General features: G+C 44.8%; 13 protein-coding genes and 1 pseudogene. 11 read left to right on the top strand and 3 right to left on the bottom strand.

Annotated elements, in window-relative coordinates; translation table 11 throughout:
* Nucleotides 1-522 precede the first annotated feature (522 nt).
* The 4 genes from CXF58_RS08360 (at nt 523) to guaD (ending at nt 7,308) form a co-directional block, all read left to right on the top strand.
* Nucleotides 523-2,187 carry a xanthine dehydrogenase small subunit gene (locus tag CXF58_RS08360; RefSeq protein ID WP_102077191.1) on the top strand — a complete coding sequence of 555 codons (1,665 nt, stop codon included), beginning with the start codon at nt 523-525 and terminating at the stop codon, nt 2,185-2,187.
* A 40-nt stretch (nt 2,188-2,227) separates the two neighbouring features.
* On the top strand, nt 2,228-4,798 hold the full coding sequence (gene xdhB / locus CXF58_RS08355) for a xanthine dehydrogenase molybdopterin binding subunit (protein WP_102077190.1): 2,571 nt from the start codon (nt 2,228-2,230) through the stop codon (nt 4,796-4,798).
* A complete protein-coding gene (locus tag CXF58_RS08350; protein ID WP_228706576.1) occupies nt 4,791-5,792 on the top strand; it encodes an XdhC family protein in 1,002 nt (333 codons plus the stop codon). The genes xdhB and CXF58_RS08350 overlap by 8 nt, the downstream gene beginning before the upstream one ends.
* 70 nt (nt 5,793-5,862) lie before the next feature.
* Nucleotides 5,863-7,308, top strand: a complete 1,446-nt coding sequence (gene guaD, locus CXF58_RS08345) for a guanine deaminase (protein ID WP_102077189.1) — start codon at nt 5,863-5,865, stop codon at nt 7,306-7,308.
* Between the two features lie 98 nt (nt 7,309-7,406).
* On the opposite strand, the gene CXF58_RS08340 is transcribed toward guaD, so the two are convergent.
* Nucleotides 7,407-8,579, bottom strand: a complete 1,173-nt coding sequence (locus CXF58_RS08340) for a cupin domain-containing protein (RefSeq protein ID WP_102077188.1) — start codon at nt 8,577-8,579, stop codon at nt 7,407-7,409.
* Between the two features lie 152 nt (nt 8,580-8,731).
* Here CXF58_RS08340 and CXF58_RS08335 point away from each other — a divergent pair, with 152 nt between their 5' ends.
* Nucleotides 8,732-8,923, top strand: coding sequence for an NF038104 family lipoprotein (locus CXF58_RS08335; protein ID WP_102077187.1), 192 nt, complete (start codon nt 8,732-8,734; stop codon nt 8,921-8,923).
* Between the two features lie 145 nt (nt 8,924-9,068).
* Here CXF58_RS08335 and purB read toward each other — a convergent pair whose 3' ends face one another.
* Nucleotides 9,069-10,460 carry an adenylosuccinate lyase gene (purB, locus tag CXF58_RS08330; RefSeq protein WP_102077186.1) on the bottom strand — a complete coding sequence of 464 codons (1,392 nt, stop codon included), beginning with the start codon at nt 10,458-10,460 and terminating at the stop codon, nt 9,069-9,071.
* An 89-nt stretch (nt 10,461-10,549) separates the two neighbouring features.
* Entirely contained in the window at nt 10,550-11,776 is a 1,227-nt protein-coding gene (gene mnmA, locus CXF58_RS08325; RefSeq protein ID WP_102077185.1) for a tRNA 2-thiouridine(34) synthase MnmA, read from the bottom strand.
* Between the two features lie 289 nt (nt 11,777-12,065).
* Here mnmA and ispF point away from each other — a divergent pair.
* The 6 genes and pseudogenes from ispF to CXF58_RS08295 all read left to right on the top strand — a co-directional run.
* A pseudogene (ispF, locus tag CXF58_RS08320) lies at nt 12,066-12,542 on the top strand (2-C-methyl-D-erythritol 2,4-cyclodiphosphate synthase); the annotation flags it as partial.
* A gap of 217 nt (nt 12,543-12,759) precedes the next feature.
* Nucleotides 12,760-13,110: a Grx4 family monothiol glutaredoxin gene (grxD, locus tag CXF58_RS08315; protein WP_068408679.1), complete on the top strand. Its 351-nt coding sequence runs from the start codon at nt 12,760-12,762 to the stop codon at nt 13,108-13,110.
* 201 nt (nt 13,111-13,311) lie between these two features.
* A complete protein-coding gene (locus CXF58_RS08310) occupies nt 13,312-13,860 on the top strand; it encodes a hypothetical protein (RefSeq protein WP_102077193.1) in 549 nt (182 codons plus the stop codon).
* 259 nt (nt 13,861-14,119) lie between these two features.
* The gene (mnmG, locus tag CXF58_RS08305) at nt 14,120-16,015 is read left to right on the top strand and encodes a tRNA uridine-5-carboxymethylaminomethyl(34) synthesis enzyme MnmG (RefSeq protein ID WP_102077184.1); all 1,896 of its coding nucleotides are present in this window, start codon (nt 14,120-14,122) and stop codon (nt 16,013-16,015) included.
* A 203-nt stretch (nt 16,016-16,218) separates the two neighbouring features.
* Nucleotides 16,219-16,422: a ChaB family protein gene (locus CXF58_RS08300; protein WP_068408683.1), complete on the top strand. Its 204-nt coding sequence runs from the start codon at nt 16,219-16,221 to the stop codon at nt 16,420-16,422.
* Nucleotides 16,423-16,645: 223 nt separating this feature from the next.
* Complete coding sequence (locus CXF58_RS08295; RefSeq protein ID WP_102077183.1) at nt 16,646-17,605, top strand: AEC family transporter; 960 nt, start codon at nt 16,646-16,648, stop codon at nt 17,603-17,605.
* Nucleotides 17,606-17,641: the final 36 nt, after the last annotated feature.

Genomic DNA, 17,641 nt, shown 5'->3' with positions numbered 1-17,641 from the left:
AAACAAAATAATGTGCCTTTTTGAGTTGTAAGTTAAATAAAGTTAGTGCTAGTATAAGTTAACCGTTTAGTCAGCATTTATTCATTGAATGCTAATAGACAGCTTCAACACGGAATGTTGAGGTACTCTAAGCTAAAAAGGAGTGTGACCGATGCTTATATTCTCCGTTTTTTCGATAGGGTAGTTAGCTTTACCTATACCCAAACCTTTATGACCGCTTTTTAATTGCCGCATAGATGATTGGTGAATTAAAAAGTTCAAACCGCAAACCGATTAAGCCTGAGCAAGTCAGTAGTCAGATAGGCAGTCAGCTTATTCAATACCCGTATAACTATCAGTATTGATGTAGGTATGATGATCGTCATCGTATAAACTTTATTAACATGATAATTGAATACTACCTTAGGGCGGTGTCGTAATAACGCCTGACCTTTGCAGATATTGATTGTTAACATTTTATATTCGATTTCAGATAAAACTATAGTTTTTATCTGCCTTTTATTCTGACAGCCGAGCGTTGCTATGATTCGTTTTTATTTGAACGGTCAGTACAAACAAGTCACTGATCTAAACCCGAACACCACCGTTCTTGAGTATCTGCGTCTGCACGAAAAGCAAACCGATACCAAGGAAGGCTGCGCGAGTGGCGACTGCGGCGCGTGTACCATCATGGCGCAGCGCTTGCTTGCTCATGACGCAGACCAATCTACGCAAGCACCTTTTTATACCCTTAATGCTTGTATCACGCTACTGTCTTTGATGGATGGTCATCATCTCATAACGGCCGCTTATATCGCCGATAATCCCACCAATCACCCAGATCGCGCCTTATTGCACCCAGCTCAGCAAGCCATGGTTGATTGTCATGGCTCGCAGTGCGGTTTTTGTACGCCTGGATTTGTCATGACGCTGGCGAGTACTTATGAAAACCATCGTCTGCAACTGGCAGCAGGACTGGCATCGGACGATCTTAGTTACGATGATATTGTCGCTGCTATATCCGGAAATCTGTGCCGCTGTACCGGTTATCGTCCTATTATCGATGCAGGTTTAGCGATGGGCAAAATTGGCAAACAGCGCGATGCTGAGCAAATCATTGCTAAAGATTTAACGATAAAGCTGGCAACCGATGCAATGGCAAACAGCAAACACGCTGCTACAAATGCCAACAATACTATTGCGCCTGTACTTACCGAAGCATCACGCAAACTTTTTATTCCGCAGTCCATTGACGAGCTCAATCAGGTGTTAGCCGCGTATCCAAACGCAACTATTTGGGCGGGCGGTACTGATTTGGGGTTAAGCGTGACCCAGCACTTGGTCGATCATGAGGTAATTGTGCAGCTATCAGCGGTTGAGGCGCTAAAAACTTGGTCGCTACAAGACTTACATCAACATACTGATGAGAAATCTAGAGTTAATGTCGATAAAGTTAACAGTGACAAAGTTAATGGCGAAATAAAATCGGCAGTACCATCTTTAATATTGGGCGCGGGCATGAGTTATCAGCAACTGCTGCCTGTCCTTGAAGAGTATTTTCCGAATTTTGCTCATTTATTTGAACGCATTGCCTCGCCGCAAATTCGCAACATAGGCACCATCGGCGGTAACGTCGCTAATGCTTCACCAATTGGCGATTTGCCGCCGGTTTTATTGGCATTAGATGCACAAATTCATTTGCGTCATTGCGCAGCTATTGATGGTAGCGATGCTAATAAAAATGGTTATATTGATGAGATTATACCTTTGCAGGCATTTTTCTTGGATTATAAACAGACCAAACTACGCGCTGGCAGTTATATCGTGGCGCTGCATATTCCACTGTTACAAGACCATCAGCATTTATATGTTCATAAGGTAAGTAAGCGTTATGAAGACGACATTTCTGCTTGCTTATTGGCAGCTAGAATCGATTTGGTAGCAGATGGGTTAACGATTAAAAATGCAAAATTCGGTCTTGGCGGTATGGCGGCGATTCCTTTATTGGCGATAAATTGTCAGGAAATGCTGGTTGGGCAATCTGTTGAGGTTGCCAGTTTTGAGGCGGCAGCGCAAAAGTTGGCGTTAGATGTCTCGCCCATGACGGACGTTAGAGCCAGTCGTGAGTATCGTATGCATGTCGTGCAGCGCTTAATGATTAAATGCGGTAAGCAATTGGTCGCGGATATACAACCTGCGAGCGCTTAACGTTTATCGCTATTTATAAAGAATACAAGGAAGAGAAACTATGAGCCATCATTCTTCACTATTTGACAGTTATAGTATACGCCGACAGCGCCCGCCAAAAAATAAAATCGGTACGGGAGTCAAGCATGACAGTGCTATCAGCCATGTGATGGGAACGGCTACCTACGTCGATGACATGCTAAAACCGCAAAGCACCCTGCATTTAGCGATTGGTAAAAGCACTCACGCCCATGCCCGTATCTTACATATGGATTTGAGTGCAGTATGGGCGGCCGATGGGGTGTTTGATGTCATTACGTTTCAGGATTTGCCTGCTAAGACTGATATCGGCCCAGTGTTCGATGGCGATCCATTAATGGCAGATAAAATCACCGAATACGTCGGTCAAACCTTGTTTGCGGTCGTCGCAACCAGTCATCGTGCGGCCAAAAAAGCAGTGCTGAATGCGCTGATAGAATATGAGCCATTAGCAGCCATTTTGACTATCGATGACGCATTAGAGCAAGCGCAGTTTGTACGTCCGAGCCACTTTATGCAGCGCGGTGATACGCAAGCTGAGCTAAAATCAGCACCGACGCGTATTGCAGGGCATATTCATATGCTTGGGCAAGAGCATTTTTATCTTGAGGGGCAAGTATCATACGTTGTGCCTTGTGATGATGGTGGTCTTGAAGTTTATACGTCGTCGCAGCATCCAAGCGAAGTGCAGCAACTGGTCGCTGAAGTAGTCGATTTACCATTTCATGCAGTGACTACCATTGTGCGTAGAATGGGCGGCGGCTTTGGCGGTAAAGAAACCCAAGCGGCGGCGTGGGCGTGCCTGTGCGCTATCGTGGCTAAGCGCCAAAATGTGCCAGTCAGTATGCGCTTAGACCGCCAAGATGACATGGTCGTAACTGGCAAACGGCACGAGTTTTCCAATCGTTATGAGGTCGGCGTCAATGAAGACGGACAGATACTTGGCGTCGATATGCAGCTGGCAGGACTATGTGGCTATTCGCCTGATTTGTCCGATGCTATTGTCGATCGGGCGATGTTTCATTGTGATAATGCTTACTATTATCCAGCCGCGCAGATAGCCGGTCACCGCTGCAAGACCCATACGGTATCTAACACCGCTTATCGCGGTTTTGGCGGGCCACAAGGTTTGCTAACCGCTGAATATATGATGGATCATATTGCTTATACGTTAGGCAGAGATCCGTTGCAGGTGCGTCTAGCAAACTTATATCAAAACGGTCAAAGCACCCATTATGGTCAGCCGATTGAGCATTTTGATTTGGCGACTATCATGCGGACGCTCGCAGAGGATAGCGATTACGATAAGCGCCGGCTGAAAATTATCGAAGCAAATAAAAAGGCTGAAGCTGAAGGCAATGATAAGCGCTGGGGTCTAGCATTAACGCCTGTAAAATTCGGTATCTCATTTACCGTGCAAACTCTCAATCAGGCTGGCGCTTTAGTGCTTATTTATACCGATGGCACGATTCAGGTCAATCACGGCGGCACTGAGATGGGTCAAGGGTTATATATTAAAATTGCCCAAATCGTTGCTAATGAATTTGATGTCGATTTAGATACGGTCAAAGCCACTGCTACTCGAACCGATAAAGTGCCAAATACCTCGCCGACAGCTGCCTCATCGGGTACGGATATGAATGGTAAAGCGGCGCAAAATGCCTGTATCACCATTAAAAATCGTTTGCTTGAGTTTGCCTCTGAGCATTTCCAAGTAAACGCCGAAGATGTCCGTTTTGAGCGCAATCACGTTCATATCGGCACTAAAGAAGTGCTTACGTTTGCAGATTTCGTCTTGCTCGCTTATCAGCACCGTATCAGTTTGTCTTCGACCGGCTATTACAAAACGCCAAAGATATTTTATGACCGCTCAAAAGCGTGGGGTCGACCGTTTTTTTACTTTGCCTTGGGCGCTGCCTGCGCAGAAGTTGAGATTGACACTTTAACAGGAGAGTACAAAGTGCTGCGCTGCGATATCTTGCACGATGTCGGACAATCGATTAATCCTGCAGTTGATATTGGTCAGATTGAAGGAGGCTTTGTGCAAGGTCTGGGCTGGCTGACCACTGAGGAGCTTATTTGGGATAAAAAAGGCAAGCTTGCTTCTAACAGCCCCGCTAATTATAAAATTCCGACGGCACATGATTTGCCTAAACAATGGCGCGTCAAACTGTTTGATCGTAAAAATGAAGAGCAGACCATTTATAATTCTAAAGCCGTTGGTGAGCCACCGTTTATGTTAGCAGCGAGCGTTTGGTGTGCGATTAATAATGCCATCGCAAGCTTGGGTGATTATAAGAAAAACCCAGAGCTGACCATGCCTGCGACGCCAGAGGCCGTACTAAAAGCCGTCATGCGTCTACAAGGTCAAGCGTGGGAAATCGCTTCTAAACCAGACACCGAAACCATTGAAAGCTTAACACCAGCTGACGATGACTGCGGCATTGATGACGATCGCGTACTGCCGCAGCAAGTAGCGCATGCTACAGACATGACACCGCCTGCGTCTGAAGGTCAATTGTTTGATGAAGAGCCTGAGGCGATAGAAAACCCCAACGTCTCAACGGCTCGTGGACCTGCGCACAGTGAATAAGTCACTTATCACGCCGATGCCACCAACGAAATGGTATGAGGGACTGGCGCAATATCAGCAGCAGGGGGTTGCCCATGTATTGGCAACCGTCATTGCCGTCAATGGTTCGGCACCTCGCGAACTACAGTCTAAAATGATTGTCACGCTCGATGACTGCTGCGATACGCTGGGCGGTGGGAGTTTAGAGCATGATGTGACGCTAACAGCGCGGCAACTATTAAATGGCGAGCTTGAGCCAAATAATTCGAAAGCCTCCTCTCAACCATTAAAAGCAGGCAGGTCTACAAAAGCACAAGCGGTACGCCGTGAAGCAGTCTACAGCAAACATTATCCATTGGGCGCTAAGTTAGCACAGTGCTGCGGTGGTAGCGTGACGGTGATGTTTGAATGCTTTCATTTGACACCGCCGATGTCGCTATTGGTTTTTGGGGGCGGGCACGTAGCTACCGCATTAATGAGTATACTGGCTGAGCTGCCATGTCAAGTGGACTGGGTAGACAGTCGTCCTGAGATGTTTGAGCGTTATCTGAGCGCTGTATCTGGCACAGCGGACGGACAGGTAAATGACCAACTACCAGCGCATATTCGTGTGCATATTGACGACGATCCGGTTGATTTTATTCGCCCATTTTTGACCAATGGCGCTCGCAGACTATCTATTAATAAAGGCACGCAGTATTTTATTTTAGTCATGACCCATGATCACAGTCTTGATTTTGACTTGGTGCGCGCAGCTTTAGATTGTTTGCTAGCTACTGATTCACAGACTGTAATAAGTGAAAGAAAGGAAAGCAGTGCGCGGCCTTATATCGGCTGTATTAGCTCGGCAACCAAAGCCAAGCGCTTTAGAGAAAAGTTGCTACAGCGCGGTTATAGCGAGAAAGTCGTTGATAAATTAACGATGCCAATTGGCCTTGAGATTGGCGGTAAAGAACCAATGGCAGTTGCTGTATCTATCGCCAGTCAAATTTTGCAGCTATATCATCAAGCATAAATGTTATTTAAAGCGAACAGTTAGCAATAAAACTTTATTGCCTTTTACTCTATTTAGGTGAGACGCCTTTATGACCATACATATTTATCAAGCACGACTGCTGCATTATCTGACCGAAGACAATCTGGCTAAGAGAGAAAAAAGCACCAACAACAGTGATGCAAGCCCTAATGATACAAATACCCTTGATGCAACACTGCCAGTGGTTGATAAAAACGTCATATTGCTCCCTGTAATCGCAGGGATTAATGTTTATCCTGAGTATATTGCCGAAGGTGCTTTGGTCGTCGATGATGTGAGTGGTCGCGTACTAGATTATGGCAGTAAAAATGTGATCATGGCGCGATATGCTAGTAGTCACGCGCAACAGGGCAAGGCGCCCGTAGAGATTCACGATTATCAAGACAAGCTAATCATGCCAGGCTTTATTGATACTCATGTCCACTATCCGCAGATAGATATGATTGCCGCTTTTGGTGAGCAATTGCTTGATTGGCTCAATAATTACACCTTTGTCACCGAAGCCAACTTTAGTGATCCACAGGTTGCGCATGATACCTCAAAGTTCTTTTTAAACCAGCTGCTTGCCAATGGTACGACCAGTGCTTTGGTGTTTTCAACCAGTCATCCTGAGTCTGTTGAGGCGTTTTTTGAAGAAAGTACTCGCCTAAATACGCGCATGATTACTGGTAATGTACTGATGGATCAAAATGCGCCTGAGCATTTGTGTGTGCCGGCTGAGCAGGGCATCCGTGATTCGCAAAACATCATTGATAAATGGCATGAGCGCGGGCGTCAACATGTGGCGATTACGCCAAGATTTGCTATTACCTCGACGCCAAAACAGCTGCAAATGACGGGTGAGTTATATCGCAGCTATGACAGTGTGTATCTGCAAATGCATCTGGCCGAAAACCTTGCTGAAATTGCCTTTGTGCGTGAGCTTTATCCTAAACACATGGGCTATCTCGACGTTTATCATGCGATGGGTTTATTGGGTCGGCGTACTACTTTGGCACATGGCATTTATCTTGACACCCCAGAGTATGAGGTGCTGCGTGATACGGGAACGCAAATTGCCCATTGTCCAACGTCCAATTTGTTTTTGGGTAGTGGTCTGTTTGATTTATCTAAGACTTTACGCTATACCGGCGTCAGTATCGCCACCGACGTCGGCGCCGGAACCAGTTTGTCGATGCTGACCACGTTATCGGAAGCTTATAAAGTGCAACAATTACAAAACAACCCGTTATCCTCGCATCAAGGCTTGTATCAGATTACTTTAGGTAACGCGCAGTCGCTATTATTAGACGATAAAATCGGTAATTTTATGCCAAATAAAGAAGCGGATTTTGTGGTCATTGATATGGGCGCGACAGAGTTACTTACGCGCCGTATGATGCAGACAAAATCACTCGATGAGCAGCTATTTGTGCTGATGATCCTTGGCGACGATAGAGTGATTGAAGAAACAGTCATTGCTGGCATGAGCCGTTATAAAAAAGGCGCGGCATAAAAAAGGGATAGTATGAAATAAGCTGACAAATAGCCAGCTTATTTCAAGGTGAATTTTTCAACAACACTCATAATTAGTGAGTGGTTGTGGCCAGTATATTACTCAGGATAATTTAGCCACACCCAACCATTCTCTAACCATTCGCTCAAATCGTCTGGGTCAATATTTTTAACATCTTGACGTTGTAAATGCTCACCATTCGCCAAACGCATTAGTACAGCGGCCGCATCCGCATCCAAACCATCAAGGCGCTGACCGTTGGCATATAGCGTCACGCCATCATTGGTTTGGCTGTAAAGCAATCGATTGCTATAGTCGGCTTGTAGTGTCGCGCCTTCTGATAGGGCCTGCAACAACTCATCAGTATCTAGTGTTTCTTCTGGCACTAGCGCATCATATTGGCGCTTGCTGACAACTTCGGATACTGCTTGGCGAATGATATCGTTGCCGCGCTCAGATTGCAGCATTTGTAAGAGCTGGTTTTTAATCGCCTCGATACTGCTTGCTGTCAATTCACCCGACGCTTGTAGTGCTTGTGGCAGTAGCATGGGTATAAATAAATCGCTATCGTTGGTAGCGATATCAGCCAGACTGTCGATGATTTGCATCAAATTCGGACGACGACAACCAAAAGAGAAGGTTAGGCAATCATCTTGCGCGACGCCAAAGTGTGATAATTTTGGCGGTACATAAAGCACATCACCCGCTTCTAAAATCTCATCAAAGATTATCTCGCCCATATCATCGAACAAGCGGATCGGCTCATCGGCGACAAACTCAGTGTTTTTATCACAAAATTTGCCAAGCTGCCAACGACGCTGACCGTAGCCTTGCGCTAAAAACACATCATAATCATCATAATGCTTGCCGACTGAGCCGCCCTTTGGCGCATAAGACACCATGATATCGTCGCGTTGCCACTGCGGAATAAAGTCGAATGCTTGCCACAATTGTCCAAGCTCAGGCGTCCATTGCTCAAGGTTTTGCACCAGTACGGTCCATTGTTCAGGCAAATTGTCAAAATCGCTTTCAGTTAAGGGACTTTTTTTAAGTTGCCACTGCGCTAGGCCGTCTTGCTTAGTAGCGGCTTGGGTGAGCAGGCGTGCAGCTGCGTCTTCTTCAATAGCAAGGCCAAGCATATCGTCTGGCTCAAACATGCCAATTAGCTGCGGTAAGCCTTGTTTAATAAGGAGCGGTTTTTTTTGCCAATATTCGCTTAAAAATTGCTCAGGCGTGAGATAGTTGGGTAAACAAAGAGTGATTGTGGTCATTGATAAATCCATATCTAAAAATGGGTATAAGAGAAATAACAAGAGATGCTTTATAGGAAAGTTTTAATGGTTTATGATTATCGCCTAGCTGATAGCGAGTATTACCGTATGAATAGTTGCTGTCAGAACACCTCATCAATCGTAGGAAGTTTATGAAAAAATTACATTTTATCGTTATTATCGCCAGCGTATTTTTATTACAAGCTTGTGTACACAAGATTGTGACCGTGCCGGCAAAGATCGCTTATAAAACCACCAAAGGCGTGGTTAAAGGTACTGTGGCGGTCGGTAAAGCCATCATACCGGGCGACAGTGATGACGATGATAAAAAAGATAAAAAATAAAACCTTACCTATTAACTAACTGTCTTTTAAGACAAGTAATAGTAGGTAAGGTTAATGTTTTTCTTAATATAAATGAATAGGCAGTCCTACTCATTTATATCTATTTCAAAATATGTCCGCTAGCTACTTCAAGCTTGATCAGAGATTAAATCTTAGCAATCCAGTCTTTAATCGTGCGAGCTTGCTCAGCGGCATTACCAGTATAAGTCGCAGGTGTCAGCTCACGTAGGCGCGCTTTATCGCTATCTGAAACCGCAGATAATTCATCGCTTTCTACGAAAGTCAGCATGGCCTCACGTGTCATGGCATTACCACGGGTTAAGGCTTTGAGTTTTTCGTACGGGTTCTCAACACGGTAACGACGCATGACCGTTTGAATCGGCTCAGCCAATACTTCTTGGGCATTATCTAAGTCGTCATTTAAACGCTGTGCATTCAATTCAAGTTTACTAACGCCTTTTAAGCACGCATCAAAAGCAATCATACTTTGCGCTAAGCCAACACCGATATTACGCAGTACAGTCGAGTCTGATAAATCGCGCTGCATACGTGAAATTGGTAGTTTTTCACCCAAATGTGCAAGCATCGCGTTCGCCACGCCTAAGTTACCTTCTGAGTTTTCAAAATCAATTGGGTTGACCTTATGCGGCATGGTAGAAGAACCTACTTCACCGTCTTTTAGGCGCTGCTTAAAATAGCCTAAGCTAATATATTGCCAAATATCACGGTTAAAATCGATTAATATAGTATTGAAACGTTTTACCGCATCAAACAATTCAGCGATATAGTCATGCGGCTCTATTTGGGTGGTGTAAGGGTTAAACGTTAGCGCTAGGTGCTGGTCAATAAACTGCTCAGCGTGTGCTTGCCAATCAATATTAGGATAGGCTGAGAAGTGCGCGTTATAGTTACCGACTGCGCCATTGATTTTACCGAGTAGCTCAACTTGACCGATTTGTTTGATTTGGCGGGCTAAGCGATAAGCGACGTTTGCCATCTCTTTACCAAGCGTCGTTGGGCTAGCAGTTTGACCGTGCGTGCGTGATAGCATTGGCTGGTCAGCATGAGTAATCGCCAAATCAACAATGCTGTCGGTTACTTGCTGCATTTTAGCAACCACAATCTCGCGGCTGTCTTTTAGCATCAATGCGTATGACAAGTTGTTGATATCTTCACTGGTACAAGCGAAATGAATAAACTCCAAGCTGTCTTCTAATTGTTGATTACCACGGAATTTGTCTTTGATAAAGTATTCAACCGCTTTTACATCATGGTTGGTGGTCGCTTCGATATCTTTAATCGCTTGCGCGTCCGCTTCGCTAAAGTCGTCAACGATGCTGTTTAGAAAGGCATTGGTATCGGCATCAAACGCTGCTAATTCGCCAATCGCACTATTATCTGCCAATGACTGCAACCAACGAATCTCGACGGTAACGCGGGCTTTAATCAGACCAAATTCAGATAGATACGGACGCAAGCTGTCGGCTTTAGAAGCGTAACGGCCATCGATTGGAGAGAGTGCGGTAAGTGGAGTCATAGTGATGCCTCAAATAGTTGTCAAAAGTAACAGGAGTAAAAGTGATAAAAATAAGCAAAAAATGAAGAAAGGTTGAAAGTTATTTAAAATCAAAACCCACAAGGCGCATCGATAGCGGCAATCACACCGCCACCAAGACACACCTCATCGATATAAAATACCGCTGATTGACCAGGCGTAACGGCACGTTGTGGCTCATCAAATACCACACGGACTTCACTGCCGTCATCATTTAGCGCATAAACACGGCAGGCCTGATCGGGCTGACGATAGCGAGATTTTGCCATACAGCGTAAACCATCTAAGCTGAAAATATCGGCAGGCGGCAAGCCATCGACCCAGTCAAGCTTATAAGCTTGTAGCTCATTACTCATTAGCATCGGATGCTCATGACCTTGACCGACGATTAAACGGTTTTTAGCCAAATCCTTTGCCAGTACAAACCAAGGCTCTTCTGGACGGTCTTTGACGCCGCCGATACCGATGCCGCCACGCTGACCTAAAGTATAATACATCAAGCCATCATGCTGACCTATCACATGACCGTCGTCAGTGACGATATCGCCTTTTTGTGCTGGCAAGTACTGTTGCAAAAAGTCTTTAAAACGGCGCTCACCAATAAAGCAAATACCAGTAGAATCTTTCTTTTTAGCCGTCGCCAAGTCATGTTCTTCAGCGATTTGACGCACGACTGGTTTTTCAAGCTCACCTACGGGGAATAACGTCTTAGCGATTTTATCGCCGCCGACCGCATGTAAGAAGTAGCTTTGGTCTTTATTATTATCCAGTCCACACAATAACTGGGCGACGGTTTCGCCGTTGTTATTTTCATAGTTCAGGCTGCGGCGCGTATAGTGACCGGTGGCAATATAGTCAGCACCGAGAGTCAACGCATAATCTAAAAACGCTTTAAATTTGATTTCTTTATTGCATAAAATATCTGGATTTGGCGTGCGTCCGGCTTTGTACTCTGCTAAGAAATGCTCAAAAACGCGATCCCAATATTCCATTGCAAAGTTGGCGGTGTGCAGCTTGATACCGATTTTGTCACATACCGCTTGCGCATCTGCTAGGTCGTCCATCGCCGTACAGTATTCGGTGCCGTCATCTTCTTCCCAATTCTTCATAAACAGACCTTCCACTTTAAAGCCTGCTTGCTGGAGCAAAACGGCAGATACGGAAGAGTCGACGCCGCCTGACATACCAACGATGACGTGCTTACTGCTAGGATTGACAATATCGGCAAGCGTCAAAGGACGATGGATGCTAAAAGCGTCTGAAACGGGTAGACTTGAGGTGTTTGGCGTGGCTGACATAGAATTGCTCAACAATTTATACCTTATCCAAAGTGTGACATGACGCTATTCATCAATAAAACGACTAAGAGTGATAAACTTAGGCAACTGATGAAGTCATTTCGTTTTTTGGACAGGGTATTTTGGTCTGGGTATTGTGATAAAATAAGCGTCATATTATAGCAGTTAATCGTAAGCGGTGGCGAGCTATGCACGCTCATGTTGGCTAAAAGCGCTTTAGAAATTTAGATAGCGGTTCTAAATTATTTTAATCACTCTTCATTCACTTAGTAATTCACTTGGAATAATAATGATAAAAATTGGTCAAGGTATCGATGTCCATGCGTTTCATAATACGGGCGAGCAGCAGCAATATGTGATATTAGCAGGCGTGCCGATAGAGCATACCCATAGTTTGCTGGCGCATTCTGATGGCGATGTGGTGCTCCATGCGCTTGCTGACGCGCTGCTTGGTGCATTGGCACTTGGGGATATTGGGCAACATTTCCCAGATACCGATGCCGCGCACGCTGGTTTGGATTCGCGCGTACTACTCCGTTATGTGTATGGTAAAGTCCAAGCTGCCGGTTATACTTTAGGGAATGCTGATATTACTGTGATGTGTGAGCGCCCAAAATTGGCACCCTATAATTTGGCAATGCGCGAAAATATCGCCAGTGACTTGCAAACAGCTGTGAGTAATGTCAGCATTAAAGCCACAACGACTGAAAAACTGGGCTTTACTGGTCGCCAAGAGGGTATTATGGCCAATGCCGTGGTATTATTGGTACCAAATATGATGATGTCTGACGACAATATGGCTAGCAATACTATTTCTGATGTTAACGTTTCAGATGTTAATATGCCTGATGTTTAATCCCTAATGGCTTAGTAGTCAGTGATGAGGGTTGCAATAAACGGCAATCGCCCCATGTAGCAGCCACAGGCCAAATTTAGCGTGACATATCTCTTTTTGATAATAGTTTTAATAAATAGGAGCTTTTATGAGTGAGCAAACCCCAAATACTGCTGCAAACGATGTTGAACAGCTGATTCGTGATCAAATCAAAGACAATAAAGTCATCCTTTATATGAAAGGCACGCCGCAGTTTCCACAGTGTGGTTTTTCTGCTAAGTCGATTGAGGTTTTGACCCAAATTGGCCGTCCGTTTGCCTATGTTAATATTCTAGAAAACCCAGAAATTCGTGCTACGTTACCGAAGATTGCTAATTGGCCAACGTTCCCGCAATTATGGATTGACGGTGAATTGATGGGTGGTTCAGACATCATTTTACAGATGTACCAATCAGGCGAGCTAAAACCTTTGGTTGAAGCCAATAGTCCTGCTGCTTAATGATTAAGCGTTTTTATTGGGCAGTTAATAAGCCTCAATAAATCATTTAGAAATTGCAGCAAAGTAAACCTGAATAGCCATTCTACTTTATGAAGAAAGGCTATTCGGGTTTTTTATTGTCTATGCAATTTATTGTTTTTATCGCTTTTAGCCCCATATAGTGTCCAAGATAAATATATTTTGCCTAAAAGCGAGAGTTATATGAGTAATCACTTAGCAAACACGGAATTGCCAAACACAGAATTAACGGAGCAGCAGGAGGCGGCTGAACAAGCGGCTATCGAAAAACGCCGCGAGTATCTAAAAAACGAATCAACCCGTTTAATCGATATGGCGGGCAGTGAGCCAAATTCTGCCCTTAAATGTATCCATCAGCTTAGCGTAGCAGGCGGCGCAACCGAAGCGACTTATATTGCCATTGAGCAGCGTATCGTCGCGGATCAAGATGCAGCTGGTGCTTATCATTTGGCATTATTGGCACAAAACACCCCTGATTTACCCATCGATGCGCGGCAACTTATTGAGATGGTTGTGCTAAAGGGTGATAACGCTCAGCGTTTGGCTTTGCTAAAAAACTTGCCATTGCCGCCTGTTGAGATGATTAAAGAGCAAATCTTGGCGACCAATGACGGCGACGCTATTGGGCAGATGAATGCCTATTTGCAGATTAACCCAGAAGCTTACGGCAGCCACCATATGCTGGCCAGTGGGCAGGCTGACCGCATTGTACCACTCAGTCCTGGTAAATAAATCCATTCGAGGTTTATCAAGCTTTTATTGATGCACCTTTATGATTAATGGCAATAGCAGTTAATTTAAATAGTTTTTCGTATAACGTTTTTTAAACGGTAAAAAATTGTTATAATTACCGGCTATTTTACCTATCTTTAATGGCTCACCTGAGTCGTTATCTCTTTTTTAAATTCGACTGACGCTTATTGACCAGCAGCCATGCTATGCAGCGATAGCCTCTGGCTCACGGTTGCGTCGAGAGTCAAGTGAGGCATACATGCAATACCCAAAAAATTACGACGTGGTAGTGATCGGCGGCGGTCATGCTGGCACAGAAGCAGCTTTGGCGGCCGCACGTATGGGTGCGCAAACGTTACTCTTGACGCATAATATCGAGACGCTAGGGCAGATGAGCTGTAACCCTGCGATTGGTGGTATTGGTAAATCGCATTTGGTACGTGAGATTGATGCGCTTGGCGGCGCGATGGCATTAGCGACGGACAAATCTGGCATCCAGTTTCGAGTGCTTAATAGCCGTAAAGGCGCCGCTGTTCGTGCTACGCGTGCGCAAGCGGATCGCATTCTTTATAAAGCCGCTATTCGTCATACGCTTGAGAACCAGCCAAATTTGGATATATTCCAACAAGCAGCAGATGATATCTTAGTCGAAAATGGTCGCGCGACCGCTGTTGTGACGGCAACGGGGATTATTTTTAACACCCAAACTGTGGTGCTGACTTCAGGAACGTTTTTAGGCGGTGTCATTCATATTGGTTTGGAAAATTCAAAAGGCGGACGCGCAGGCGATCAGCCTTCTATCAAGCTTGCAGATCGTTTACGCGAATTGAAATTACCCGTTGGTCGCTTAAAGACCGGGACGCCAGCACGTATCGATGCACGTAGCGTTGACTTTAGCGTGATGACAGTACAACCGGGCGACACACCTTTGCCAGTGATGAGCTATATGGGCGATGTGTCGATGCATCCTGAACAGGTCAACTGTTATATTACTCATACCAATGCGCGTACCCATGACATTATCCGTGAAAACCTAGATCGCTCACCGATGTTTTCGGGCAAAATCGAAGGCGTAGGGCCGCGTTATTGTCCATCAATTGAAGACAAGATTCACCGTTTTGCCGATAAAGACAGTCATCAAATCTTTATTGAGCCCGAAGGTTTGACCACACATGAGCTATATCCAAACGGTATCTCAACCAGCTTGCCGTTTGATGTGCAATTAGACTTTATCCATAGTATGAAAGGTCTTGAGAACGCACACATCACCCGTCCAGGCTACGCGATTGAGTACGATTATTTTGATCCGCAGAACCTAAAACCAACGCTTGAGACCAAATCAATCGATCGTTTGTACTTTGCCGGTCAAATCAATGGTACGACCGGCTATGAAGAGGCGGGCGTACAAGGTTTACTAGCCGGCACCAATGCGGCATTGGTCACCTGTGAAAATAGTGAATTTGATATTTGGACGCCGCGCCGCGATGAAGCGTATCTTGGCGTACTGGTCGATGACTTGATTACGCATGGTACCACTGAGCCATATCGTATGTTTACCAGCCGCGCCGAATATCGTTTGCTACTGCGTGAAGACAATGCTGATCAGCGTTTGACTGAGACTGGTCGCAAGCTTGGTTTGGTAGATGATGTGCGCTGGCAAGCCTATCAAGAAAAAATGGAAGCCATTGCTACCGAAACCTCGCGCCTTAAAGACATTTGGGCAACCCCTGCTAATGCTTTAGGTCAGCAAGTGACCAAGCAGACAGGCGAGGTGCTGTCTAAAGAATCGACTGCGTATGATTTATTAAAACGTCCGCAAATACATTTTACGGATATCGCGGCGATTACTGGTTCAGAGGTTGATAGCCAAGTCGGTGAGCAGATTGAGATTTCTGTTAAATACGCCGGCTACATTGACCGTCAGCAAGAAGATATCGATCAGATGAAGCGTTTGGAAAATACTGCCTTGCCAATGGATTTTGACTATAGTGTGGTGTCAGGATTGTCCAATGAGATTGTGCAAAAGCTGGCGCAAATTCGTCCTGCCACGCTTGCCCAAGCGGGACGTATCAGCGGGGTCACGCCTGCTGCCATTCAGCTATTGGCGATGACCGTCAAGAAGCAGAAAAAAGCCCAAGCGGCGTTAAACTCGTAATAATGGTTTAGCAAATCTTGAAGCTTTAACCTATGATTATAAAAGAAGCCCGTAATGACAAAGCTTTACGGGCTTTTTTATGGCAAATACCTTAACAATTTCAAAACAGTTTGCCGATGTAAAACTTGATAATTTAAGACGTGCTGGTTTAAAAAATAGAAAGCTTTAAAAATAATCAAAAGTGAATAACAAGGAGAAAATCTATGCCTTACGATAAGTTGTCTGAATTACCCGATTCGGTAAAAGATAATCTGCCAAAGCATGCGCAAGAAATCTTTTTGGCCGCATTCAATAGCGCCAGTAAACAATATGACGATGAATCACGCTGGTTTGCTACCGCATGGGCCGCTGTCGAAAACAGTTATGAGAAAAACTCGGATGGCAAATGGGTGAAAAAGTCTGATTAGGGCGTGTTTTCATTTTAAAAATTTAACCATTTTTAGCCCATTTAGATATACATCGATTGAATTGAGAACACGCCCTCGTATTCAAAGCAGCAATAGCGGCGTTATATACACTATAATAAAATAGCTTTCCGTTATCCAAGCTAACCCATTTTAAAATACCTACTTACCATTGCTGTTTATTTAACAATATAGCTTTGGATATATTCATAACCTGAGCTTATTTATGACCGCTGCTATTATTTTTGCCATTACCATCGTATTGCCCAACCTTGTTTTGATGGGGTTGGGTTTTTTTATGCAAAGGCACGGCGAGGCAAGCCAAGCTTTTATCGATCAAGCATCCAGCTTTGTCTTTAATTACTGCTTGCCGTGCTTACTGTTTTTTAGCGTGGTTGATAGTGAGGTCGATTATGCCAAACAAATGACTTTAATCATTGCTGGTATTGTCGTGACCTTTATTTTGTTTATAGGCGCAGAAATTTATGCCAAGTCTTTTGTCGATAAGCCTGCCGACCAAGGGGTGTTTGTACAAGGTATCTTTCGCAGTAATATGGCGATTATCGGTCTGGCAACCGTCGCTAATGCCTACGGCGAGCAGGGTTTAAGTATTGGTGCCGTCTATATGGGGGTGGTGACGATATTATTTAATATCTTAGCGGTCATTACCTTAAGCCGGGTGTCTAAAAGCGCGGACGATACGTGGATCAGTCGCAGCATAATGATTGTCAAAAAACTGTTTACCAATCCGTTAATTATCGCCTTGGTCGCAGCTTTTGCTTATAAAGCCCTGCCGTTACCGCCTATTAGCGGGGTTATTCATACCACTGGCGATTTACTAGCTGCGGTGGCATTGCCGTTGGCACTGATTTGCGCGGGTGCAAGTATCGATTTAAAGTCGATGTTGCATCCGTCAGGTTTATCCATGCAAGCCAGTATTGGACGTATTGTGATTGCGCCTATAATCGCTATTGCAGTCGGATTGGGTTTTGGCTTATCAGGCGTGCATATGGGCGTGCTGTTTTTGATGGTGGCGTCACCGACAGCGGCGGCCAGTTATGTGATGGCGAAAGCCATGGGCGGTAATGATATATTGGCGGCCAATATTTTAGCATTTACCACCGTGGTGGCAATGTTTGGTATGGCGATTGGCGCGGCGATATTACGCGGATTAGGGTGGATATAGCATCGATAATAATGTTAGGTATATGAGAAATGCTTT

Origin of the sequence: Psychrobacter sp. Sarcosine-02u-2 (genome assembly GCF_002836335.1) — a bacterium.
In the GTDB taxonomy this organism is placed as follows: Bacteria; Pseudomonadota; Gammaproteobacteria; order Pseudomonadales; family Moraxellaceae; genus Psychrobacter; species Psychrobacter faecalis.
Note: the sequence above shows the minus strand (reverse complement) of the source record. Positions and strands in the feature narration are given on the sequence as shown.